Source organism: Cypionkella sp. (genome assembly GCF_034376685.1).
Lineage (GTDB): Bacteria > Pseudomonadota > Alphaproteobacteria > Rhodobacterales > Rhodobacteraceae > Cypionkella.
In genome coordinates, this window is record NZ_JAXMJJ010000037.1 from 15,617 (window position 1) to 35,343 (window position 19,727).

22 protein-coding genes are annotated in these 19,727 nt (G+C 61.6%); 12 read left to right on the top strand and 10 right to left on the bottom strand.

Annotated features, from left to right (window positions below):
* Positions 1 to 235: 235 nt before the first annotated feature.
* The 3 genes from U1A24_RS08685 to U1A24_RS08695 form a co-directional block, all read right to left on the bottom strand.
* Positions 236 to 841 carry a GNAT family N-acetyltransferase gene (locus U1A24_RS08685; RefSeq protein WP_322321586.1) on the bottom strand — a complete coding sequence of 202 codons (606 nt, stop codon included), beginning with the start codon at positions 839 to 841 and terminating at the stop codon, positions 236 to 238.
* Positions 838 to 1,257, bottom strand: a complete 420-nt coding sequence (locus U1A24_RS08690) for a nuclear transport factor 2 family protein (RefSeq protein WP_322321587.1) — start codon at positions 1,255 to 1,257, stop codon at positions 838 to 840. Before U1A24_RS08690 ends, U1A24_RS08685 begins: the two co-directional genes overlap by 4 nt.
* A 120-nt stretch (positions 1,258 to 1,377) precedes the next feature.
* Positions 1,378 to 2,214 carry an SDR family oxidoreductase gene (locus U1A24_RS08695; RefSeq protein WP_322321588.1) on the bottom strand — a complete coding sequence of 279 codons (837 nt, stop codon included), beginning with the start codon at positions 2,212 to 2,214 and terminating at the stop codon, positions 1,378 to 1,380.
* Between the two features lie 103 nt (positions 2,215 to 2,317).
* Between U1A24_RS08695 and U1A24_RS08700 the strand changes: the two genes are divergently transcribed.
* A complete protein-coding gene (locus tag U1A24_RS08700) occupies positions 2,318 to 2,680 on the top strand; it encodes a helix-turn-helix domain-containing protein (protein WP_322321589.1) in 363 nt (120 codons plus the stop codon).
* 101 nt (positions 2,681 to 2,781) lie between these two features.
* Here U1A24_RS08700 and U1A24_RS08705 read toward each other — a convergent pair whose 3' ends face one another.
* The 6 genes from U1A24_RS08705 to U1A24_RS08730 all read right to left on the bottom strand — a co-directional run bounded on the left by U1A24_RS08705 (position 2,782) and on the right by U1A24_RS08730 (position 8,785).
* Positions 2,782 to 3,234, bottom strand: a complete 453-nt coding sequence (locus U1A24_RS08705) for a low molecular weight phosphatase family protein (protein WP_322321590.1) — start codon at positions 3,232 to 3,234, stop codon at positions 2,782 to 2,784.
* 2 nt (positions 3,235 to 3,236) lie between these two features.
* The gene (locus U1A24_RS08710; protein WP_322321591.1) at positions 3,237 to 3,716 is read right to left on the bottom strand and encodes a UPF0262 family protein; all 480 of its coding nucleotides are present in this window, start codon (positions 3,714 to 3,716) and stop codon (positions 3,237 to 3,239) included.
* The gene (hisD, locus tag U1A24_RS08715) at positions 3,713 to 5,023 is read right to left on the bottom strand and encodes a histidinol dehydrogenase (RefSeq protein WP_322321592.1); all 1,311 of its coding nucleotides are present in this window, start codon (positions 5,021 to 5,023) and stop codon (positions 3,713 to 3,715) included. Before hisD ends, U1A24_RS08710 begins: the two co-directional genes overlap by 4 nt.
* Positions 5,024 to 5,180: 157 nt before the next feature.
* On the bottom strand, positions 5,181 to 6,188 hold the full coding sequence (locus tag U1A24_RS08720) for a GlxA family transcriptional regulator (RefSeq protein WP_322321593.1): 1,008 nt from the start codon (positions 6,186 to 6,188) through the stop codon (positions 5,181 to 5,183).
* Positions 6,189 to 6,235: 47 nt separating this feature from the next.
* The gene (gene metG, locus U1A24_RS08725) at positions 6,236 to 7,954 is read right to left on the bottom strand and encodes a methionine--tRNA ligase (protein WP_322321594.1); all 1,719 of its coding nucleotides are present in this window, start codon (positions 7,952 to 7,954) and stop codon (positions 6,236 to 6,238) included.
* A 78-nt stretch (positions 7,955 to 8,032) separates the two neighbouring features.
* The gene (locus U1A24_RS08730) at positions 8,033 to 8,785 is read right to left on the bottom strand and encodes an SDR family NAD(P)-dependent oxidoreductase (RefSeq protein ID WP_322321595.1); all 753 of its coding nucleotides are present in this window, start codon (positions 8,783 to 8,785) and stop codon (positions 8,033 to 8,035) included.
* Positions 8,786 to 8,994: 209 nt separating this feature from the next.
* On the opposite strand from U1A24_RS08730, the gene U1A24_RS08735 reads away from it, so the two are divergent.
* The 3 genes from U1A24_RS08735 to U1A24_RS08745 are packed head-to-tail and all read left to right on the top strand — an operon-like array spanning position 8,995 to position 11,036.
* Complete coding sequence (locus tag U1A24_RS08735) at positions 8,995 to 10,038, top strand: aldo/keto reductase (RefSeq protein ID WP_322321596.1); 1,044 nt, start codon at positions 8,995 to 8,997, stop codon at positions 10,036 to 10,038.
* 9 nt (positions 10,039 to 10,047) lie between these two features.
* Positions 10,048 to 10,557: a hypothetical protein gene (locus tag U1A24_RS08740; RefSeq protein ID WP_322321597.1), complete on the top strand. Its 510-nt coding sequence runs from the start codon at positions 10,048 to 10,050 to the stop codon at positions 10,555 to 10,557.
* On the top strand, positions 10,545 to 11,036 hold the full coding sequence (locus tag U1A24_RS08745; RefSeq protein ID WP_322321598.1) for a lipocalin family protein: 492 nt from the start codon (positions 10,545 to 10,547) through the stop codon (positions 11,034 to 11,036). The genes U1A24_RS08740 and U1A24_RS08745 overlap by 13 nt, the downstream gene beginning before the upstream one ends.
* On the opposite strand, the gene U1A24_RS08750 is transcribed toward U1A24_RS08745, so the two are convergent.
* Positions 11,030 to 11,929, bottom strand: a complete 900-nt coding sequence (locus U1A24_RS08750) for a helix-turn-helix transcriptional regulator (RefSeq protein WP_322321599.1) — start codon at positions 11,927 to 11,929, stop codon at positions 11,030 to 11,032. The two genes, U1A24_RS08745 and U1A24_RS08750, sit on opposite strands and share 7 nt — an antisense overlap.
* 68 nt (positions 11,930 to 11,997) lie before the next feature.
* On the opposite strand from U1A24_RS08750, the gene U1A24_RS08755 reads away from it, so the two are divergent.
* The 8 genes from U1A24_RS08755 to murB all read left to right on the top strand — a co-directional run bounded on the left by U1A24_RS08755 (position 11,998) and on the right by murB (position 19,720).
* Positions 11,998 to 12,960, top strand: coding sequence for a fatty acid desaturase (locus U1A24_RS08755; protein WP_322321600.1), 963 nt, complete (start codon positions 11,998 to 12,000; stop codon positions 12,958 to 12,960).
* 143 nt (positions 12,961 to 13,103) lie between these two features.
* Positions 13,104 to 14,267 carry a putative peptidoglycan glycosyltransferase FtsW gene (locus U1A24_RS08760; protein ID WP_322321601.1) on the top strand — a complete coding sequence of 388 codons (1,164 nt, stop codon included), beginning with the start codon at positions 13,104 to 13,106 and terminating at the stop codon, positions 14,265 to 14,267.
* On the top strand, positions 14,267 to 15,346 hold the full coding sequence (locus tag U1A24_RS08765; RefSeq protein WP_322321602.1) for a UDP-N-acetylglucosamine--N-acetylmuramyl-(pentapeptide) pyrophosphoryl-undecaprenol N-acetylglucosamine transferase: 1,080 nt from the start codon (positions 14,267 to 14,269) through the stop codon (positions 15,344 to 15,346). Before U1A24_RS08760 ends, U1A24_RS08765 begins: the two co-directional genes overlap by 1 nt.
* An 8-nt stretch (positions 15,347 to 15,354) precedes the next feature.
* Positions 15,355 to 16,764 (top strand): UDP-N-acetylmuramate--L-alanine ligase, encoded by a 1,410-nt coding sequence (gene murC, locus U1A24_RS08770; protein WP_322321603.1) that lies wholly within the window; start codon positions 15,355 to 15,357, stop codon positions 16,762 to 16,764.
* Positions 16,761 to 17,027: a DUF2484 family protein gene (locus tag U1A24_RS08775; RefSeq protein WP_322321604.1), complete on the top strand. Its 267-nt coding sequence runs from the start codon at positions 16,761 to 16,763 to the stop codon at positions 17,025 to 17,027. Before murC ends, U1A24_RS08775 begins: the two co-directional genes overlap by 4 nt.
* Positions 17,024 to 17,269 (top strand): DUF2484 family protein, encoded by a 246-nt coding sequence (locus U1A24_RS08780; RefSeq protein WP_322321605.1) that lies wholly within the window; start codon positions 17,024 to 17,026, stop codon positions 17,267 to 17,269. The genes U1A24_RS08775 and U1A24_RS08780 overlap by 4 nt, the downstream gene beginning before the upstream one ends.
* A 49-nt stretch (positions 17,270 to 17,318) precedes the next feature.
* Entirely contained in the window at positions 17,319 to 18,611 is a 1,293-nt protein-coding gene (locus U1A24_RS08785; RefSeq protein WP_322321606.1) for a hypothetical protein, read from the top strand.
* Positions 18,612 to 18,796: 185 nt separating this feature from the next.
* On the top strand, positions 18,797 to 19,720 hold the full coding sequence (gene murB, locus U1A24_RS08790) for a UDP-N-acetylmuramate dehydrogenase (RefSeq protein ID WP_322321607.1): 924 nt from the start codon (positions 18,797 to 18,799) through the stop codon (positions 19,718 to 19,720).
* The last annotated feature ends 7 nt before the right edge of the window (positions 19,721 to 19,727 follow it).

The window sequence follows — 19,727 nt, forward strand, 5'->3', positions numbered from 1 at the left end:
TAGGGTCGAGACCGAACCGAAAGAAAACTCTGCGGGGCAGAGTTTTCCGGTTCGTTGCTCATAAGGCTGGAAGCCGTTTAGCAAGGGGGCTTTTCCCGCAAACCGTCGATTGGTTGATCTGGCCGCGCCTGCCTGGGCTGGCGCATTTCGCGCCTGCCGAGGGGCAGGCAGGCGCGGCCAGATTTGTCTGCGGCCAAATCTGGCAAGACAAACGGTGCGCGCGGTGGCGGGAACCTCAAAGCTTGCGCATCCAAAATTGCAGGGGTTTGGTGGTTTCTTCGCTGTCGCCCAAGTCCTTCCATGCAAATTCGGCCAGCACGCCGGGCAGCGGCTCATAGCCCCGGCCCAGCCAGAAGGCATCATTGCTGCGGGCGTTTGCGGGCTTGAGCGGATGGCTTTCCGGGCGTTTGACCGAGCAGAACGCGACATAGGCACGCTGCATGGTGCGGGCGTGGGCTTCGCGCAGATCAATGAAGCGGTGGCCCAGACCGATCCCGCGATATTCCGGCAGCAGCACGGATTCGGCCCCGTAGAGGATGTTTTCCAGCGGAATGTTCAGCGCGCGAAACGGGGCAGAGAACGCCTCGGCATGATCTTCCATCAGGGTCGAGGTTGAAGCGCCGATCAGGCGGCCTTGATGAAAAGCACCGACTAGCAAAGCGCCGGGATTGTCGCGATAGGTGTTGAGATAGGCGCGTTCATACTCGAGGTTTCCGTCGTAAAGGTAAGGCCAGTCACGAAAAACCGCGATACGCAGGGCGGCGACGCCATCCAGAGCGGCCTCAAGCGCTGCGCCAGTCAGGGCGCGGACTTCGATCTCTGCGGCGAGGTCCGTGGTCATGCTGAGACCTGAGCGATCCAGTCGTTGAGGTTGTAAAACGTGGTGATGCGGCTGATTTTGCCATCTTTGAGATCGAAAAACGATCCGGCTGGCAGGATGTATTTCTGGCCTTTGGCCTCGGGCAGGCCCGGATCGGTTTTCAGATACTCGCCATGGACGGTGAATTCGGCTGCAGCGCGGGTGCCGGCTTCGTTGACGAAAATCTCAATGTCTTTCAACTGCTCGCGGTAAGACACCCCCATATGGGCGCAGAATTCGGCGAATTTTTCACGGCCCAGCCGAATACCGCCTTCGTTGACGCGGTGCTCGATGCCGTCGGTGACGCAGGCGAGCATGCCGGTGGGATTCTCGGCGTTGAAGGCGGCGTAATAAGCGGTGACGGTGTCGAGCGCAGATGTGCGGGCGGATTGGGTCATGCGGGCCTCATGCAGAATTTGGCGCATGGTGGCATGGCGGTGCGGCCTGGTCCAGACCGGGATCGGCAGGATGCGGTTGGTTTGCGACAGCAGTTGCCCGCTGTCGCAGGGGCATTGGGCTTACAGCGCCGCCTTGATCGTGGCCGCAATCGGCGTGGTCGGGCGACCGATCAGTTTAGACAGGGTGTGGCTTTCATCCAGCAGCGATCCGCGTGCGGAAGTGTCGTCACTGTCGGCAAGGATACCCGCGAAAGCTTCGGGCAGGCCAAAGCTTTGCAGGATGCCCGCGTAGGTGTCTTTCGGCAGATTGTTGAACGGGATGGCCTTGCCGGTCTGCTTCGAGACTTCGGCGGCGAAATCGGCCATGGTGTGCGGCACGTCGCCTGCCAGTTCGTAGGTCTTGCCGGCGTGGCTGTCATCAAGGGCGGTAACGGCGATGGCCTCGGCATAATCGGCGCGGGCGGCGGAGGCGATGCGGCCGTCAGCCGAGGCACCGATCAGCGCGCCGTGTTCGACCGAGGCTTTCAGCGACCCGGTGTAATTCTCGGTATACCAGCCATTGCGCAGGATGGTGGCGGGGATGCCGGAGGCTTTGATGGCGGCCTCGGTGGCGATGTGATCTTGCGCCAGGATCATCGGCGAGGCATCGCCCTTCAGGATCGAGGTGTAGATCAGGTGTTTGACGCCTGCGGCTTTGGCTGCGGTGATCACGGCGCGGTGTTGGCCCGCACGATCATTGAAATCATTCGATGAAATCAGCACGAGCGTGTCGATGCCATTGAGGGCAGGCGCAAGGGTTTCGGGCTTGGTATAGTCGAACGCGCGGGCCGGGGTGCCGGTGATCTTGGCGGGGTCGCGGACGAGGGCGACCACATCGGCTTGCGGCGCGCGGGCCTTCAGGGCGGTGAGGGCGAGTTGGCCAAGAGCGCCCGAGGCGCCGGTGATTGCGATGGTCATGGTGTTCTCCTTGGTTTGGATGCGCCAGAGATACGCCTTTACTTACGAAAGGGAAGTACATACATTTATGTTAGTGTAAGGTTTTGCGCACAGGGGATGCAGGATGAATGTCGAGGTGGAATTTCCGCCGAATGTGCTGGCGGCGGAATGTCCGTCGCGGGCTGTGCTGAAGCATTTGACCAGCCAATGGGGGGTGCTGGTGATGCTGGCATTGCAGGACGGCACCTTGCGGTTCTCTAGCCTGCGGCGGCGGGTGGGTGGTGTGTCAGAGCGGATGCTGGCGCAGACCTTGCAGGCGCTGGAGGGTGATGGCTTGGTGCTGCGGGTGGCGCATCCGGTGGTGCCGCCGCATGTGGACTATTCGCTGACAGCGCTGGGTGTTGAAGCCGCCGCGCGGGTGGCGGCGCTGACCGGGTGGATTGAGGCGAATCTGGCGGAAATACTGGCAGCGCGGGGTGAGGCGTAAGATTGGGGGTTTCACACCCCCAAGCGGGTTTATGCCAAACCCGCCGCCCCCGTGGGATATTTGCGCGCAGAGGATGACAATTTTAGATAAGTTTTAGCGGCTTAGAGTTCTGTTGGCGGGCCAAAGCGGTCCAGCATCCGGGTTTTGATCTGGTCGCGGGCTTGGCGGTAGGCAGAAAGTTTGGCATCGCGGCCCTCGCCCAAGGCGGTGGGGTCGATGATCGGCCAGTATTCGACCTCAAGATGGTAGGATTTGGTCAGATCAAGTGCGGCGTGCTGGCTGGCGGGCGACAAAGCGATGATCAGATCGAATTGTCCGAGATCATCGCCAAGATTCTGCATTTCCTCGAACGAGCGGGCACGGTGGCGGGCGAGTTCAATGCCCAGTTCGGCGCAGACGGCGATGGAAAAGCCGTCGACCTCCATATCGTTTCTCACGCCTGCTGATTGCACATAGGCGCGCTGGCCGTAGAACTTCTTCATCATCGCTTCGGCCATCGGCGAGCGGACGGCGTTATGGTCACAGCAAAACAGCACCGCTTGCGGAAATGCCATCATCAGCCCCAATGCAACACGCAGATCAGGGTGAACAGCCGCCGCGCGGTGTCGATATCGACCTCGGCCTTGCCCTCCAGCCGTTCCTGCAGAACCCGCGCGCCTTCGTTGTGGATGCCGCGCCGCGCCATGTCGATGGCTTCGATCTGAGAAGGCGGCAGGCGTTTGACAGCCTCGAAATACGACTCACAAATCTGGAAATAATCTTTCACCACTTGCCGGAACGGCCCGAGCGACAGATGGAACTCGCCAACCTTTTCGGTTGCCTCATTGGCGATATCAAACACCAGCCGCCCTTCGCGGATAGCCAATCCAAGGCGATACGGCCCCGGCACGGTCGGGCGATCTTCGCGCACAGGCAGCGCGAAAGAGTTGTCCTCTAACAGATCAAAGATCGCGACATTGCGTTCTTGCTCAATCGTCGGAGTGACGCGGGCGAGGCCTTTTTCGTCAATATCAATCGCGCAGATTCGGTTGGTCATGCCGCACCCCCATTCAAACGGTCCAGCCGGGCGCGCACAGAAAGCCCATGCGCTTGCAGGCTTTCCGAGATCGCCAGCCGTTCGGCGGCAGGGCCAATTTGCGCCAGCGCTTCGGGCGTCATTTTGGCCAGGGTCGTGCGTTTCACAAAATCCATCACACTCAATCCAGAAGAAAACCGCGCCGAGCGGGCGGTGGGCAACACATGGTTCGGCCCGCCAACGTAATCGCCGATGGCTTCCGGTGTCCATGCCCCTAAAAAGATCGCCCCAGCATGGGTGATCTCTTGCGATAGCCCCTCGGGGTCGGCGGTGCAAAGTTCCAGATGTTCGGGGGCGATGCGGTTTGACAGAAGGGCCGCCTCAGACAAATCGCGGGTGATGATCACCGCGCCATTGTCGCGCCATGACGCGCCCGCGATGTCGCGACGTTGCAGCGTGACAAGGCGCTTTTCCACGGCAAGCGCAACGGCTTGGCCAAAGGCCGCATCGTCGGTGATCAGGATGGATTGGGCGCTGGCGTCATGTTCGGCTTGGGACAGAAGGTCCAAAGCGATCCAGTCGGGGTCGTTGTCCCGATCCGCAATCACCAGAATTTCTGATGGCCCGGCGATCATGTCGATGCCAACGCGGCCAAACACCCGGCGCTTGGCGGCAGCAACATAGGCATTGCCCGGCCCGGTGATTTTATCCACCGACGCAATGGTTTCGGTGCCATAGGCCAGCGCCGCCACCGCCTGCGCGCCGCCGATGCGGTAGATCGTATCGACGCCTGCGATGCGTGCGGCAAGCAGCACAAGCGGATTGACGATGCCATCTGGGGTCGGACAAGTGATCACCAAACGCTGCACGCCTGCGACTTTCGCGGGGATGGCGTTCATCAGCACCGACGACGGGTAAGACGCGGTGCCACCGGGAACATAGAGGCCAGCCGCCGAAACCGGGGTCCAACGCCAGCCGAGGCTGGCGCCTGCGCTATCGGTCCACATTTCATCCTGCGGCAGTTGGCGGGAGTGGTAGGCGCGGATGCGATCTGCCGCGAGTTCCAGCGCTGAGCGGTCTTCGGGCGAGACTTTGGCGCATTCGGCTTCGATCTCTGCGGGCGAAAAGGCGAGGGTCTGCGCAGTCAGGGTCAGGCGGTCGAATTTCGCGGTCAGATCCAGCACGGCCGCATCGCCACGGGCGCGGACATCGGCGATGATCGCCGCCACGGCCTGATCGACATCCTCGGCCTCTTCGCGCTTCATGCCCAGAAGGGCGTTGAATCGCGCCTCAAAATCGGCGTCACGGGTGGACAGAAAGCTGGGCATGGCGGCCTCCGGGAATTGCTGCGCTTGCATAGCGGCTGGGGCAGGGTGCTGCAAGAAAAACGCGGAGGACAGGCGGTGATGCCGTATCCCAACCGCGCGCAAGCGCTGAAGGGGCGTGCGGCGCAAGCCGCGCCATCAGATCACCCCTGCAGCCCTACTAACCGCCGAAATGTGAGAACCGATAGGGCGAGGTGCCGTATTTCTTGCGGAATGATTTCGAGAAATGCGAGGTCGAGGCATAGCCGCAGGCCACCGCCACTTCGGTCACCTTCATATCGGTTTCCGCCAGCAGGGACCGCCCGCGTGCCAGTCGCAGATCGTTCATATAACGCACCGGGGTGATGTTCAGATAGCGGTTGAACAGCCGCTCGATCTGGCGGCGCGACAGCGACAGATGCGCAGCGCAAGCGTCAAGATCGAAGTCTTCCTCGATATGCGCCTCAAGATAGGCCGCCGCTTGCAGCAGTTTATCGTGCCGTGTGCCAAGGCGGGCGGCCAGCGAGGTGGTTTGCAGATCTTCTTCCTGCCGCCGCTGGGTCAGCAGGCACATGTTCATCACCTCTTGCCCCAAGGCGGGGCCGAAGCGGTCGTTGATCAGCTTCAGCATCAAATCGGCGGCAGCGACACCACCGGCGCAGGTCATCACCCGGTCATCAATGCAGAACACTTGCCTTGCTGGCAAAAGGTCTGGGTGGTTCTCGGCAAAGGCGTCGATATTGTCCCAATGCATGGTAAAGCGGTGGCCCTTCAGGATGCCCGCCTGCGCCAAGGCATAGGCCCCGGTGCAGAGGCCCCCCACCACGCGGCCCCGCCGCCACAGGCTGCGCAGCCAATCGCCCAACGCGGTCGAGGCTTTGCCCTCGGGCTCCACCCCCGAACAGACCAGCACAAGGCCCTCGGGTTTCGCCTGCGCCCAAGCGCCATCGACCATGATCGGCACGCCGTTTGAGCACGCCACCGGTGCGCCATCATCCGACAGCACTTGCCAGCGAAACAGCACTTGCTGCGCCAGTTGGTTGGCCATCCTGAGCGGCTCAATGGCGGACGAAAACGCCAGCATGGTGAATTTCGGCAGCAGCACGAAGGCCACGTCCAGCGGCTCGACCTTCCCCGGCAGCGTCACATGCGCCGAGCCTTTGGCGACGTATTTCTGCGCATCGGACATAGCGGCCCCCTCAGGGGCAAGCATAGCAGAAGGGGCCGCTGGCTGCATCAGGTTCGGATGCCAGCGAAGCGCTGCTGCCAGTCGGCGCGTTCTTCGTCGGTGATCTTGCGGAACAGGTTCTCCGGCACCGTGAAGGCGTGGCCTGCGGGCAGCGCGCGCATCGCAGCTTCGACGTCATCGGGCCATGTCCAATCGTCTGATCCCATCGCGGCCATCATGGTGGCGGCGGCATCCGGGATGAAGGGCGCGGACAGGATCGCGTAGACGCGGATCAGATTGAGGCTGAGCCGGATCATTGCCTGCGCGCGCTCGGGGTCGGTTTTCACCACGCTCCAAGGTGCGGCGGCTTGCAGATATTCGTTGCCGATCACCCAGATCGCGCGCAGCTCGGCGCTGGCCTTGCGCACCTCCATCGCCTCCATACAGGCGGCGTAGTCTTTGATGCGGGTGCCGAGTTCTTCGATCAGACGCGCCTCTTGTTCGCCGAATTCACCGGCGGCAGGCACTTCGGTGCCGAATTTCGCGACGCAGAATTTGGTGACGCGGCTGACGAGGTTGCCCAGCACATCGGCGAGATCTTTGTTCACCGAGACTTGGAAATTCTCCCAAGTGAACTCGCTGTCCGCCGATTCCGGGGCATGCGACAGCAACCACCAGCGCCAGTAATCCGACGGTAGGATCGACAAAGCCTGATCCATGAACACCCCGCGCCCGCGTGAGGTGGAGAATTGTCCGCCGTCATAATTCAGGTAGTTGAACGACTTCAGGTAATCGACCAGCTTCCACGGCTCGCCCGATCCCAGAATGGTGGCGGGGAACGACAGGGTGTGGAACGGCACGTTGTCTTTGCCCATGAACTGATAATAGGTCACGTCCTGCGCCCCCTTGTCGGTGCGCCACCAGCGTTGCCAAGCCTCATCGCCAAGGCCTTGCGCATCGGCCCATTCGGCGGTGCAGGCGATGTATTCGATCGGCGCGTCGAACCAGACGTAGAAGACTTTGCCCTCCATCCCCGGCCAAGGCTGATCGCCCTTTTTCACCGGGATGCCCCAATGCAAATCGCGGGTGATGCCGCGATCTTGCAGACCATCGCCGTCGTTCAGCCATTTCTTCGCGATTGAGGTGGTCAGGATCGGCCAGTCTTTTTTGCTGTCAATCCAAGCCTCTAGCTTGTCGCGCAAGGACCGCTGCATCAGGTAAAGATGCTTGGTGCTGCGGACCTCCAGGTTGGTCGAGCCGGAAATCGTCGAACGCGGGTTGATCAGATCGGTCGGGTCAAGCTGCTTGGTGCAGTTGTCGCATTGATCGCCACGGGCGCTCTCGTAGCCACAATTCGGGCAGGTGCCTTCGATATAGCGGTCGGGCAGGAAGCGGCCGTCGTCGATGGAATAAACCTGGCTTTCCTCAACCTCGCGGATCAGCCCCGCCTCAGCCAACTTACCCGCAAAATGCTGCGTCAGCGTGTGGTTGCGCTGACTGGAAGACCGCCCGAAATGGTCAAACGACAACCGGAAGCCGCGCGCAATCTCGGCCTGAACCTTGTGCATTTCAGCACAATATTCGGCTACAGGCTGGCCCGCTTTGGCGGCTGCAAGCTCGGCCGGGGTGCCATGTTCGTCGGTGGCGCAGATGAACATCACCTCATGGCCACGGGCGCGATTGTAGCGTGCGAACAGATCGGCGGGCAGTTGGCTGCCCACAAGATTGCCCAAGTGCTTGATGCCATTGATATAGGGGATCGCGGAGGTAATCAGAATCCGTGCCATTGTCATGCCTTTCGTCCCAGTCCGCGCTCATTTAACGCGGGCTGGGGCGAAGGGCCAGTGCTAAGGCGGTCGGATGACCTATTGCGCGGTGTATCCGCCATCAACAAGATGATAGCTGCCCGAGATGAAGCTGGCCTTGTCCGACAAGAGGAACAGCACCAGATTGGCGACCTCCTCGGATGTGCCAAGCCGCCCGATCGGATGCAGCGCGGCCAAGCCCGCTTTGGCCTCGGGCGGCAGGGCCGTCAGCAGCGGCGTGTCGATAAAGGCCGGGCCAACGGCGGTGGTGCGGATGCCCTTGGCGGTATATTCCAGCGCCGCGTTCTGCGTCAGCCCAAGCAGCGCATGTTTGGCCGCGACATAGGCCGCAGAATTGGCAAAGCCGACGCTGCCGAGGATAGAGGCCATGTTGACGATGGCACCCCCGCCGGCTTTCAGCATTTCCGGGATGGCAAAGCGCATGCCATAAAACACCGCGTTCAGGTTGACGTCGATCACCTGCTTCCAGCCGTCGAGGGGATATTCGCCAACCGGAGCCTGCGGTCCGCCAATGCCTGCGTTGTTGACCAGCAGTGTCAGCGCGCCGCCCTTTTCCACTGCAAGTGCGACCAGTGCCTGCACCACGGCGGGGTCAGACACATCGCCGCCCGCCGCATGGGCCTGCCCACCGCTGGCGGTGATCTTGTCGGCCACCGCCGTTGCCTTCACCAAGTCACGGTCGGCCACGATGACCCGCGCGCCTGCGGCGGCAAGGCCGAGTGCAATTGCCGCGCCGATGCCCGAGCCTGCGCCGGTGACGATCCCGGTCTGTCCGCCAAAGCTGATCTGCATGCTGCGCTCCTGATGTTGGGTTTGGGCCCGATGTTGGGTTTGGGTAGGGTGCGGCACATCCGGGCCCTGTGCCTTGATATGGGTCAGGCTTCGCCAGATTGCTGCAAGATGCGCGGAAAGCCGCCGTGCTTTGGCTTGGGGTGGCGCTTTGAGCGGGGTTTCCTTGTTGGGGTTTGCCGCATAGGTTGGCGACAAATCAGGAGGGCGCGATGCGGCAAGTGCAATTGGGGCAGACAGGGCTTTCAGTGTCGGCGATCAGCTTGGGCACGATGACGTGGGGCAGCCAGAATTCGGAAAGTCAGGGCCATGCGCAGATGGATATGGCGCTTGGGCAGGGGGTGAATTTCTGGGACACCGCCGAGATGTATCCGGTCAATCCGGTGCGCGCCGAGACCGTGGGGCGCACCGAGGAAATCATCGGCACTTGGCTTGCGGCGCGCGGCGGTCGTGATCGGCTGGTGCTGGCGACGAAAGTGACCGGAGAGGGTCAGGATGCGGTGCGCGGTGGTGCGCCGATGACCGGGGCTGTGATGCGGGCGGCGGTAGAGGATTCGCTGCGGCGGTTGCAAACCGATTACATCGACCTTTATCAACTGCACTGGCCCAACCGCGCCGCCTATCACTTTCGCGACATCTGGCACTTCGATCCGCGCGGCGGTGACAAGGCTGCCATTGAAACCCATATGCTTGAAATGCTTCAGGTATCGGCTGATCTGATCGCAGAGGGAAAGATCCGCCATATTGCACTTTCCAATGAATCGGTCTGGGGCGCCGGGCGCTGGTTGGCGCTGGCTGACAAGCATGGCTTGCCTAGAATGGCGTCTGTGCAGAACGAATACTCGCTGCTGTGTCGGCAGTTTGACAGCGATTGGGCCGAGCTTTCGGCGCTGGAGGATATGCCGTTGCTGGCGTTCTCACCGCTCGCCACCGGGCTTTTGACTGGGAAATATGCGGGTGATGTGATCCCCGAAGGCTCGCGCCGGATGCTGAACCCGTCGCTGTCGGGGCGGGTGACGCCGCAGGTGTTTCCGGCGGTCGCGGCCTATCTGGGCATTGCCGCGCGCCACGGGCTGGACCCGGCGCAGATGGCGATTGCGTTCTGCATGGCGCGGCCCTTCCCCTGTATTCCGATCGTCGGCGCGACCAATCTGGCGCAGCTTGAGATCGCGTTGGGGGCAGCAGAGGTGCAACTGGAGCCAGAGGTTCTGGCCGAGATCGACGCCGCCCACCGCGCGCATCCGATGCCGTATTAAGCGCGCGTGATGCGGCTATTCCTTGTTCTGGCGCTGGTTCTGGCGGGCTGCACATGGGGCGGTGGTAAGCTGGCCAAGCCCGATGACGCTGCCAATCCGATCACCGGCGATGCGATTGCGGTGACATCTCTGGACGCGCCTGCGCCCGTTCCGGTAGATGTGGCAGGGGCGGGCGCTGGCCAACCTGATCCGGCTTTGGCCGATGCTACGGCAGATCCTGCAAAACCCGCCGCGCCGCCTGCTCCCGAAACGCCTGCCGAAGAAGTGCCGGCGCGGGTGTTGTCGGCCGAGGAGCTGGCTTGCGCGAAATCCGGCGGGCAATGGTCGGTGGCGGCCAAGGCCGGCGGGATGTCTTGCGTTCGGGTGATGAAGGATGCAGGCAAATCCTGCCGCAAGCAAAGCGATTGCGAAGGCAGTTGTCTTGCCAGATCAAACAGTTGCGCCCCGATTGCGCCGCTGTTTGGGTGTAATGAGATTTTGCAGGATAATGGCGCGATGGTGACTCTATGTATCGACTGATCGTGCTTTTGCTGCTGGCGGCCTGTGCGCCCGCCCCGAAAACCGTGGCGGTGGGGCGCTATCGCGCGCCCGATGCGCCGATCTATTCCAACGCGGTGATGGATCAGAACCGTCTGGTGGGGCAATGGACGCAAGTGGCGGCCTTTGGTGGTGCCGCCTGCAAACCGGGGGGTGCCGAGATTTCCAAGGGCGCGGGCGGGTTGCAGATCCGCTATCGGCTGTGCGAATCCGGTGTGCAGATGGCGGGGGCAGGGCCGATGAGCTCGGAAGTGGTCGGGCGCTTTGACGTGCCGGGACAGCCGGGGCCGTGGTGGATTCTCTGGGCCGACGGGGATTATCGCACGCTGGTCGTGGGCAGCCCGAACGGGCGGCTGGGCTTTATCCTGAACCGAGGGCCGTTCCCGGCGGATCGGCTGAAAGCGGCCAAAGATGTGCTGGAATGGAACGGCTATGACCTGCGGCAGCTGACGGTCTATTGATCCATAACCTGTTGTAATTGGACCAGATGATCGCGCACTCCGCGTGCGCCAAACGGGGCTGAGCGCACTAGCCCGTCGAAATGCTGCAAGATGGATTGCACCCGCGCGGGGTCGCGGAACACGATGTAGTGCCTGCCCAGATAAACGGCGGCGAGATGCGGGCCGAACACCGTGACCGGGCTGGAATAGACCTGATGCGCGTCAAACAGATACAGCCGCAGCGACGGATAAAGCGTGTCACACATCGCGATCAGGTGATCCATCTGCGCCTGCCGTGCCGCCAATGGCAGGCCTGACCAATAGCCCAAGCCGTGGGCAAAGTTAGAGATTTCATGCAGCGGCATGGCGATCTCATAATCTGATCGCGCGGTTTTCATCCAATCCAGCTGATCCTGAAACGCCGCAATCGCCTGTTCTGTCGAAACGCCGAGAAGATCGGCATATTCCCACGCCACCACCTCGGGGGTTTTCAGCATATCGGGCAGGCTGGCAGGCACATGGCGGATTTTGTAGCCCGCCGCCGCGTGATGCCAGCCGATCATCTCTTGATCAAACAGCGCGCGCGGCGCTTCAGCGAGGATGACGGAGCCTGCCAGCAATGTCTCGACCGGCTCTGGCCGACTGGAAAGGCCTAGCAACCAGTCGCTGGAAACCTGCAAAGCCGTGGCGCAATCGGCGGTCAGCTGCGCATTGGGCAGCCGGGTGCCGGGGGCGAGCAAGGCGGAGACGGTGGAGCGATCCGCCCCGGTGGCGCGCGCCAACGCCGCCTGACTGATGCCCCGCAGCGCCATCGCTTCGGCCAGACGGGTGCGGAACAGGGGCGCGCGGTCGCGTTTGTCGATAAAATCTGGCATCTGTTTCATATTATCCACAATGGTGAGGAAATGTTGCATATCCTCTGAGTTCCGCAGCGGTTTGGCAAGTGCTAGTATGATGGCATAACCCCTTGATGAGGAAAGATATGTCGCAGATCCGGCGTTTTGAGTGGCCAACCGTGGCGATGCTGTTGGGCGCTTATGCGGTGTTTGCGCTGGGCGGCTGGGTTTGGTCCAGCGCGGGGTTTGTGTCAATCTTGCTGACAGGCATCGCCTTGGCGCAGTTTTCCTCTTTGCAACATGAAGTGCTGCATGGTCATCCGTTCCGCGCACAGTGGCTGAACGAGGCGCTGGTGTTCCCGGCGCTGATGCCCTTCGTGCCCTATCTGCGCTTCAAGGACAGCCATTTGCAGCATCATTTCGATCCGGCTTTGACCGATCCCTATGATGACCCAGAGTCAAATTATCTTGATCCGGCGGTCTGGGCGCAAACCGGGTGTCTGTTGCAGCGCTTGCTGCGATGGAACAATACCTTGGCGGGACGGGTCCTGCTTGGCCCCGCGCTGGGCACCTGGATCTTTCTGCGGGACGAGCTTGCTTTGCTGCGGTCGGGCGATGGCCGGGTGCTGCTGGCTTGGGGGCTGCATCTGATCGGGTTGGTGCCCTTGCTGCTTTGGTTGCAATGGGTCGGGATGCCGATCTGGGCCTATCTGCTGGCAGTCTATCTGAGCACGGCGCTGCTGAAAATCCGCACCTATCTGGAGCATCGCGCCCATGAGGCATTCCGCGCCCGCACCGTTATCATCGAAGATCGGGGGCCGCTCAGCTATCTGTTCCTAAACAATAATTTCCATGTCGTGCATCACATGCACCCGAATGTGGCGTGGTATGAACTGCCTGCGCTGTATACCAGCCGAAGGGAACACTATCTGCGGCGCAACGATGCCTACGTCTACCGCAACTATGGCCAGATCTTCCGGCAATATCTCTGGCATGCGAAAGATCCGGTGCCGCATCCGATCTGGCCGGTTCAACACGATACATCGAGCCGGGCGGATTGCGCCGAAGCTGGAACGGCGCTGCCCAAGGCGGCTTCTGCCCAACTCTGAGGCAGGCTGGCGAAGAATCGCCACAGAAGTGATTCGCATCGTCCTGTTTCTGCTGGCCTTTGTGATTCGTTTTGGCTAGTCTGGACCTCAGACCGGGCAAACCCGGCATCGGCAGAGCAGACGGCAATACAGGCGGATTTTCCATGACTGAGATGGTCTATGGCTCGATGCCCACACGGGTATCGGAACCGGTGATTCCCCGCTGGTGGCGGACGATTGACAAATGGACGTTGACGGCAGTTCTGGTGCTGTTCGCCATCGGCCTGTTGCTGGGGCTTGCGGCCTCGGTGCCACTGGCCGAGCGCAATGGCCTTGATCCCTATTATTACGTCGCGCGGCAGGCGTTTTTCGGCGGCATGGCGATGGCCGCGATCTTCGGCGTGTCGATGCTGTCGCCCGCGATGGTGCGCCGTCTGGGTGTGCTGGGTTTTGCGGTGTCGATGCTGGCGCTGATGTTGCTGCCGGTGTTCGGCACCGATTTTGGCAAAGGCGCGATCCGCTGGTTCAGCTTTGGCTTTGCCTCGGTGCAGCCGTCGGAATTTCTCAAGCCGGGCTTCATGATCGTGATCGCTTGGCTGATGGCGTCAAGTCAGGACATCAACGGCCCGCCCGGCAAGTTCATTTCCTTCGCGCTGACGGTCACCGTGGTGCTGTTTCTGGCGTTCCAGCCGGACTTCGGCCAAGCCATGCTGGTGCTGTTTGGCTGGGGCGTGATCTATTTCGTCTCGGGCGCGCCGATGATCCTGATCGTGACGGCGGTGGGGCTGACGGGGATTGGCGGCTTTGGCGCCTATCATTCGTCGGAACACTTCGCGCGGCGGATTGATGGCTTTCTGGCCTCGGATGTCGATCCGCGCAGCCAGATGGGCTATGCTACCAGCGCCATTCAAGAGGGCGGTTTCTTCGGCGTCGGCGTCGGCGAGGGGCAGGTCAAATGGACGCTGCCCGATGCGCATACCGACTTTATCATTGCCGTAGCGGCGGAAGAATATGGCCTTGTGCTGGTGCTGCTGATCATCGCGCTTTACGCCACCGTGGTGGTGCGCAGCCTGATCCGGCTGACGCGCGAGCGGGATCCGTTCACCCGGCTGGCGGGTACTGGCCTTGCCTGTATCTTCGGCGTGCAGGCGATGATCAACATGGGGGTGGCGGTGCGCTTGCTGCCCGCCAAGGGCATGACCTTGCCCTTCGTGTCCTACGGCGGATCGTCGGTGATTGCGGCGGGCATCACGGTGGGGATGCTGCTGGCGCTGACGCGGTCGCGCCCGCAGGGCGAGATGTCTGATATCTTCCGGCGGGGGCGATGATGCCTTTGCTTTTGATCGCAGCGGGCGGCACCGGCGGGCATATGTTCCCGGCGCAGGCTTTGGCCGAGGCGATGATTGCCAAGGGCTGGCGGGTGAAACTGTCAACCGATGCGCGCGGCGCGCGTTATGCAGGCGGGTTTCCGAAAGCGGTCGAGATTGTCGAGCTGTCGTCGGCCACTTTTGCGCGCGGTGGTGTGCTGGCCAAGCTGGCGGTGCCGTTTCGGATTGCGGGCGGTATCGTCTCGGCCCTGCTGTCGTCGCTGCGCGACAAGCCCGATGTGGTGGTGGGCTTTGGCGGTTATCCCTCGATCCCGGCGCTGACGGCGGCGTGGATCTTGCGCAGGCCCCGGATGATTCATGAGCAGAACGGCGTGCTGGGGCGGGTGAATAGCCTGTTCGCGCGCCGGGTGGATAAGGTGGCTTGTGGCACTTGGCCCACGGCTTTGCCCGCCGGGGTGGAGGGCATTCACACCGGCAATCCGGTGCGGGCGCTGGTGCTGGAACGCGCGGGGGCGGGCTATATTGCGCCGGGGGATTACCCGATGGAGCTGCTGGTGATCGGCGGTTCTCAGGGCGCGCGGATATTGTCGCAGCTGGTGCCTGCGGCAGTGGCAGCTTTGCCCGATGCCTTGCGCGGCCATCTGCGGGTGGCGCATCAGGCGCGGGCCGAGGATCTGCCCGGCGTGGTCGCGGCCTATGCCGAAGCCGGGGTGCGGGCGGAAGTGGAGCCGTTTTTCACCGACATTCCGCGCCGTCTGTCTGAGGCGCAACTGGTGATCTCGCGTTCGGGTGCGTCCTCGGTCGCGGATATCTCGGTGATCGGGCGGCCCGCCATCCTGATCCCGTTTGCGGCGGCCACCGGGGATCATCAAACCGCCAACGCGCGCGGGCTTGTTGACGCAGGGGCAGCCGTGATGATCGCCGAAGCCCAGCTTGACGCCGCGGGCTTAAGCGCCCAAATGGCGGCTGTTTTGCAAGATCCGCCGCGGGCGGCAGATATGGCGCGCAAGGCGCAAGGGCAGGGCCGACCGGATGCGACCGACCGGTTGGTTGCGCTGGTTGAGGCTTTGGCGAGTTAGGATAGACGATGAACGCGACGAAACTTCCGATGGAACTGGGGCCGATCCACTTTGTGGGCATCGGCGGCATTGGCATGTCGGGCATTGCCGAAGTGCTGATGACGCAGGGCTTTAGGGTGCAGGGTTCGGATGCGAAGGCCAGCAAGATCACTGATCGGCTGGTGGCTTTGGGCGCTGTGTTCTTTGAAGGCCAAGCGGCCAGCAATATCGGCGACGCGGCGGTTGTGGTGATTTCTTCGGCGATCAAAAAGGGCAACCCGGAACTTGAAGAAGCCCGCAGGCGTGGCCTTCCCGTCGTGCGCCGTGCCGAAATGCTGGCGGAACTGATGCGGCTGCGCAGCAACATCGCCATTGCAGGCACGCATGGCAAAACCACCACCACGACGATGGTGGCGACTTTGCTGGATAAGGGTGGCTTTGATCCGACCGTGATCAACGGCGGCGTGATCCATGCCTATGGCTCAAACGCTCGCGCGGGGGCAGGTGAGTGGATGGTGGTGGAGGCCGACGAATCCGACGGCTCGTTCAACCGTCTGCCCGCCACCATTGCTATCGTGACCAATATCGACCCGGAACATATGGAGCATTGGGGCACCTTCGACGCCCTGCGCAAAGGCTTTTATGATTTCGTCTCGAACGTGCCGTTCTATGGCCTTGCGGTGTGCTGCACCGACCATGCGGAAGTGCAGGCTTTGGTGGGCAAAGTCACCGACCGCCGTGTGGTGACCTTTGGCTTCAACGCCCAAGCCGATGTGCGGGCGATCAATCTGACCTTTGACAGTGGCGTGGCGCATTTCGACGTGGCCTTGCAGGGCGAAGGCCAGGGCGCTGTGATTGAGGGCTGTGTGCTGCCGATGCCGGGCGATCACAACGTCTCGAACGCTTTGTCGGCGATTGCGGTCGCACGGCACTTGGGGATGAAGAAAGAAGAAATCCGCGAGGCTCTGGCCGGGTTTGCAGGCGTCAACCGCCGCTTCACCAAGGTCGCTGAAGTCAACGGCGTCACCATCATCGACGATTACGGCCACCACCCGGTCGAGATTGCCGCCGTGCTGAAAGCCGCGCGGCAAGCCACCAAGGGCCGCGTCATCGCCGTGCATCAACCGCACCGCTATTCGCGGCTGTCGAACCTGTTCGAGGAATTCTGCACCTGTTTCAACGAGGCCGATGTGGTCGCCATCGCCGAAGTCTATGCGGCGGGTGAGGAACCGATTGCCGGGGCATCGCGCGATGATCTGGTGGCGGGCCTTATCGCCCACGGCCACCGCCACGCCCGCGCCATCACCGATGAAGCTGACCTCGCGCGGCTGGTGAAAGAACAAGCGCAACCCGGCGATATGGTGGTGTGCCTTGGTGCCGGTTCGATCTCGGCATGGGCGAATGGATTGCCCGCGCGGTTGACCGGGAAAGCCGCATGAGCCTGCCGCTGATCATGGGCTGCTTCTGGGTGGTCGCGGCGACGATCACCGCGCTGCTGCCGATGAAGAAGCAGATGGTGCCGGGGATGACGCTGCTGGTGCTGGCGCCAGTGCTGCTCTTGTGGATCGGTCTGGCGCATGGCTTGCTCTGGGTGGCGCTGGGGCTGTTTGCCTTCGTGTCGATGTTCCGCCGCCCGCTGATCTATTTCGCCCGCCGCGTCTTGGGTCTGTCGGTCGAGGTGCCTGTGGAGCTGCAAAAGTGATCGCGCTGGTCGCTGGGCTGATTTGGCTGGTTGTGGCCAATCTGATCGGCATGTTGCCCAGCAAAGACCACCACTGGCGCAACGCCTATGGCCTGATCGCGGTAGGAGTGCCGCTGCTGGTCTGGCTGACTTACGAAAACGGCCCATGGTGGGGCCTCGCCTTCCTGATCGCCGCCGGATCAGTGCTACGCTGGCCGCTGCTGTATCTGTGGCGCTGGATCAGGGCGCGCGTGGGGGCTTGAGGCTTGCCCGGTTGCGCATTTGCCGCCATGTTGACCGAAAGAGGGCAGCATGGACGAGAAAGAACTTGAAGAATGGCTGCGCGGTAGGCCGCCAAATGAGGCCGCCGAAATTGCAATTAGAAGCGCGGCAAGGGTCCTGCCTTTCCTCGCGCTGCTGAAAGAGAAGCCAACGCTCCCGTTTTCGTTTCTCCCCGCCTTTCGCGCCGTGCTTTCCGCCGTAGTGGTGATGAGGTTCGGCGATGAGGCTGCGATTGCCGCGACGGGGCTTTCCGCAAACGGAGCGCGAAGGGCTACACAGTATTATGGTGATCAAGCGGAGGACTGTGGTGCGTGCATTTGTATCGCCGCGCGCTCGGCCGCCATTGTCGCATCCTCCCTTGTCGCCGCCAAACCTCAACCCACTGGTCTCACAGTTGGGGCCGCCAGCGCTGCAACTCATTCTGCACTGGTTTTCCGTGGATACGACAAAGTGTTCGGATCGGAATCTGCAATTTGGAATGAGGTAGAGAATGACATAGCCACGTGGCCTGTGTCTGGGACGACAATGCAAGCGGCGCTTTGGCAAGACCATTCTCAGACCAATTTTTCGGAGGCCGATGCGGCATTGGCTTCGAAGATCACGCGGCAGACCGGCGACCAAGACTCGTTCTGGCTGCGTTGGTGGCAAGGTGCAAAGTCCGGTCATTGGCTGGACTGGGATCTGCAGCGCGAGGTGGCATTGATCCCGGATGAGGTCTGGAACCGGGGCACCGCAGCTTTAGGCGAAGCGATCCGAAAGATTGAGGCCCGCTATGCGGATTCGTCAAAGCCTGAAGATATTGAAGATGCCCTTGCGCGATTGCCTTCGGCGAGTCCTGTGCAACACCAAACTTTCCATCAAGCCGTGACGGCCTATCAAGAGGTGTTGCCCCAAACACTTGCGCAGGTCGTCGACTTTTGTCGCCTAGAGATCAATCGTTTGCAGGGTCGAAACGAAGCCTACGTCAGTCCAGAGGCCGAAGCCGAAGCGCAGCGGCAAATCCGAGTTTTGACAAGCATTTTAGCAGCATTGGAGCGATTACAAATAGAAATCCCTGAAACCGGAGCCCTGAGCGAAGCCAGTATCGTCAAGGGCGAGAAGTTGACGCGTTTGTTAGTCAAAGGTTTCACTGAATGGCCGCGTAATAACATCGCGGATATGACGGACAGTGCTTGGCGTTTGGCCTTGGTCGGGGGCTGTGCTGCGTTGGGTCCGATGCTGGGGGTGTCAGCCTCGGTTGCTGCGGGTGTGGGCGTCGCTTTGTTCGGCGGGAAGAAGATCGCTGATGCAATAAAGGTTGCAAAAGACGTAACGAATGCTTGATATTTTGCCCGGCTGGCAAGCGGCTGGGCATGTTCTTCAACACCTTGATTTCCTAACAAATCCTTAATTCCGCCACCTCAACATATTGATCTAAAACACATAAATAAGGTCCCGAGTTGGGACCACTAAATATCCCCCCACTTCTCTATCTTGAACGCTTCCTTACAACCCCCTATCAAACCGCCATGACATATACCCTCCCTACCGTTCGTGGCACCCTGACCCCGCATCGCCTTTTGGCGGATCTGACTTGGCTGCGCGTCGGCGGGCCTGCGGATTGGTTGTTTCAGCCTGCGGATGAGGCGGATTTGTGTGAATTTCTTGCCGCCCTTGATCCAGCCATTCCGGTGTTCCCGATGGGGGTGGGCAGCAATCTGATCGTGCGCGATGGCGGTTTGCGCGCGGTGGTGATCCGGTTGGGGCGGGGGTTTAACGGGATTGCTTGCGACGGCACGGTGACGGCTGGCGCTGCGGCCTTGGATGCCCATGTCGCGCGCAAGGCGGCTGAGGCGGGGCTGGATCTGACCTTCCTGCGCACCATTCCGGGCAGCATTGGTGGCGCGGTCAAGATGAATGCGGGCTGCTATGGATCCTATGTTGCTGATCATCTGATCTCGGTGCGCTGTGTGACACGCGCGGGCGAAATCGTCGAATTGCCCGCCGCCGATCTGAAGCTGGCCTACCGTCAAAGCCAGCTGCCCGAGGGTTGGGTGATCGTCTCTGCCAGCTTTCGCGCCGCGCCGGGTGATCCGGCGGCGCTGGAGGCGCGGATGGCGGATCAGATCGCCAAACGCGACGCCAGCCAGCCGACGAAAGACCGCTCGGCGGGGTCTACCTTCCGCAATCCGGTCGGCCATTCCAGCACTGGACGCGCCGACGACAGCCATGAATTGAAAGCGTGGAAAGTCATCGACGATGCGGGCATGCGCGGCTTTACGCTGGGCGGCGCCCAAATGTCGCCGATGCACTCCAACTTCCTGATCAATACCGGAGGGGCGACATCCGCCGACCTCGAAGATTTAGGCGAGGAAGTGCGAAAAAGGGTTTTCCAACAGAGCGGTATCACGCTAGAGTGGGAAATTATGCGGGTCGGCGAACGCACCGCATAAATAACAA

What these genes read in the sequence shown, in the direction of transcription:
- U1A24_RS08685 (WP_322321586.1), bottom strand. Translation starts at nt 841, where the DNA reads ATGACCACGGACCTCGCCGCAGAGATCGAAGTCCGCGCCCTGACTGGC.
- U1A24_RS08690 (WP_322321587.1), bottom strand. Translation starts at nt 1,257, where the DNA reads ATGACCCAATCCGCCCGCACATCTGCGCTCGACACCGTCACCGCTTAT.
- U1A24_RS08695 (WP_322321588.1), bottom strand. Translation starts at nt 2,214, where the DNA reads ATGACCATCGCAATCACCGGCGCCTCGGGCGCTCTTGGCCAACTCGCC.
- U1A24_RS08700 (WP_322321589.1), top strand. Translation starts at nt 2,318, where the DNA reads ATGAATGTCGAGGTGGAATTTCCGCCGAATGTGCTGGCGGCGGAATGT.
- U1A24_RS08705 (WP_322321590.1), bottom strand. Translation starts at nt 3,234, where the DNA reads ATGGCATTTCCGCAAGCGGTGCTGTTTTGCTGTGACCATAACGCCGTC.
- U1A24_RS08710 (WP_322321591.1), bottom strand. Translation starts at nt 3,716, where the DNA reads ATGACCAACCGAATCTGCGCGATTGATATTGACGAAAAAGGCCTCGCC.
- hisD (WP_322321592.1), bottom strand. Translation starts at nt 5,023, where the DNA reads ATGCCCAGCTTTCTGTCCACCCGTGACGCCGATTTTGAGGCGCGATTC.
- U1A24_RS08720 (WP_322321593.1), bottom strand. Translation starts at nt 6,188, where the DNA reads ATGTCCGATGCGCAGAAATACGTCGCCAAAGGCTCGGCGCATGTGACG.
- metG (WP_322321594.1), bottom strand. Translation starts at nt 7,954, where the DNA reads ATGGCACGGATTCTGATTACCTCCGCGATCCCCTATATCAATGGCATC.
- U1A24_RS08730 (WP_322321595.1), bottom strand. Translation starts at nt 8,785, where the DNA reads ATGCAGATCAGCTTTGGCGGACAGACCGGGATCGTCACCGGCGCAGGC.
- U1A24_RS08735 (WP_322321596.1), top strand. Translation starts at nt 8,995, where the DNA reads ATGCGGCAAGTGCAATTGGGGCAGACAGGGCTTTCAGTGTCGGCGATC.
- U1A24_RS08740 (WP_322321597.1), top strand. Translation starts at nt 10,048, where the DNA reads ATGCGGCTATTCCTTGTTCTGGCGCTGGTTCTGGCGGGCTGCACATGG.
- U1A24_RS08745 (WP_322321598.1), top strand. Translation starts at nt 10,545, where the DNA reads ATGTATCGACTGATCGTGCTTTTGCTGCTGGCGGCCTGTGCGCCCGCC.
- U1A24_RS08750 (WP_322321599.1), bottom strand. Translation starts at nt 11,929, where the DNA reads ATGCAACATTTCCTCACCATTGTGGATAATATGAAACAGATGCCAGAT.
- U1A24_RS08755 (WP_322321600.1), top strand. Translation starts at nt 11,998, where the DNA reads ATGTCGCAGATCCGGCGTTTTGAGTGGCCAACCGTGGCGATGCTGTTG.
- U1A24_RS08760 (WP_322321601.1), top strand. Translation starts at nt 13,104, where the DNA reads ATGACTGAGATGGTCTATGGCTCGATGCCCACACGGGTATCGGAACCG.
- U1A24_RS08765 (WP_322321602.1), top strand. Translation starts at nt 14,267, where the DNA reads ATGCCTTTGCTTTTGATCGCAGCGGGCGGCACCGGCGGGCATATGTTC.
- murC (WP_322321603.1), top strand. Translation starts at nt 15,355, where the DNA reads ATGAACGCGACGAAACTTCCGATGGAACTGGGGCCGATCCACTTTGTG.
- U1A24_RS08775 (WP_322321604.1), top strand. Translation starts at nt 16,761, where the DNA reads ATGAGCCTGCCGCTGATCATGGGCTGCTTCTGGGTGGTCGCGGCGACG.
- U1A24_RS08785 (WP_322321606.1), top strand. Translation starts at nt 17,319, where the DNA reads ATGGACGAGAAAGAACTTGAAGAATGGCTGCGCGGTAGGCCGCCAAAT.
- murB (WP_322321607.1), top strand. Translation starts at nt 18,797, where the DNA reads ATGACATATACCCTCCCTACCGTTCGTGGCACCCTGACCCCGCATCGC.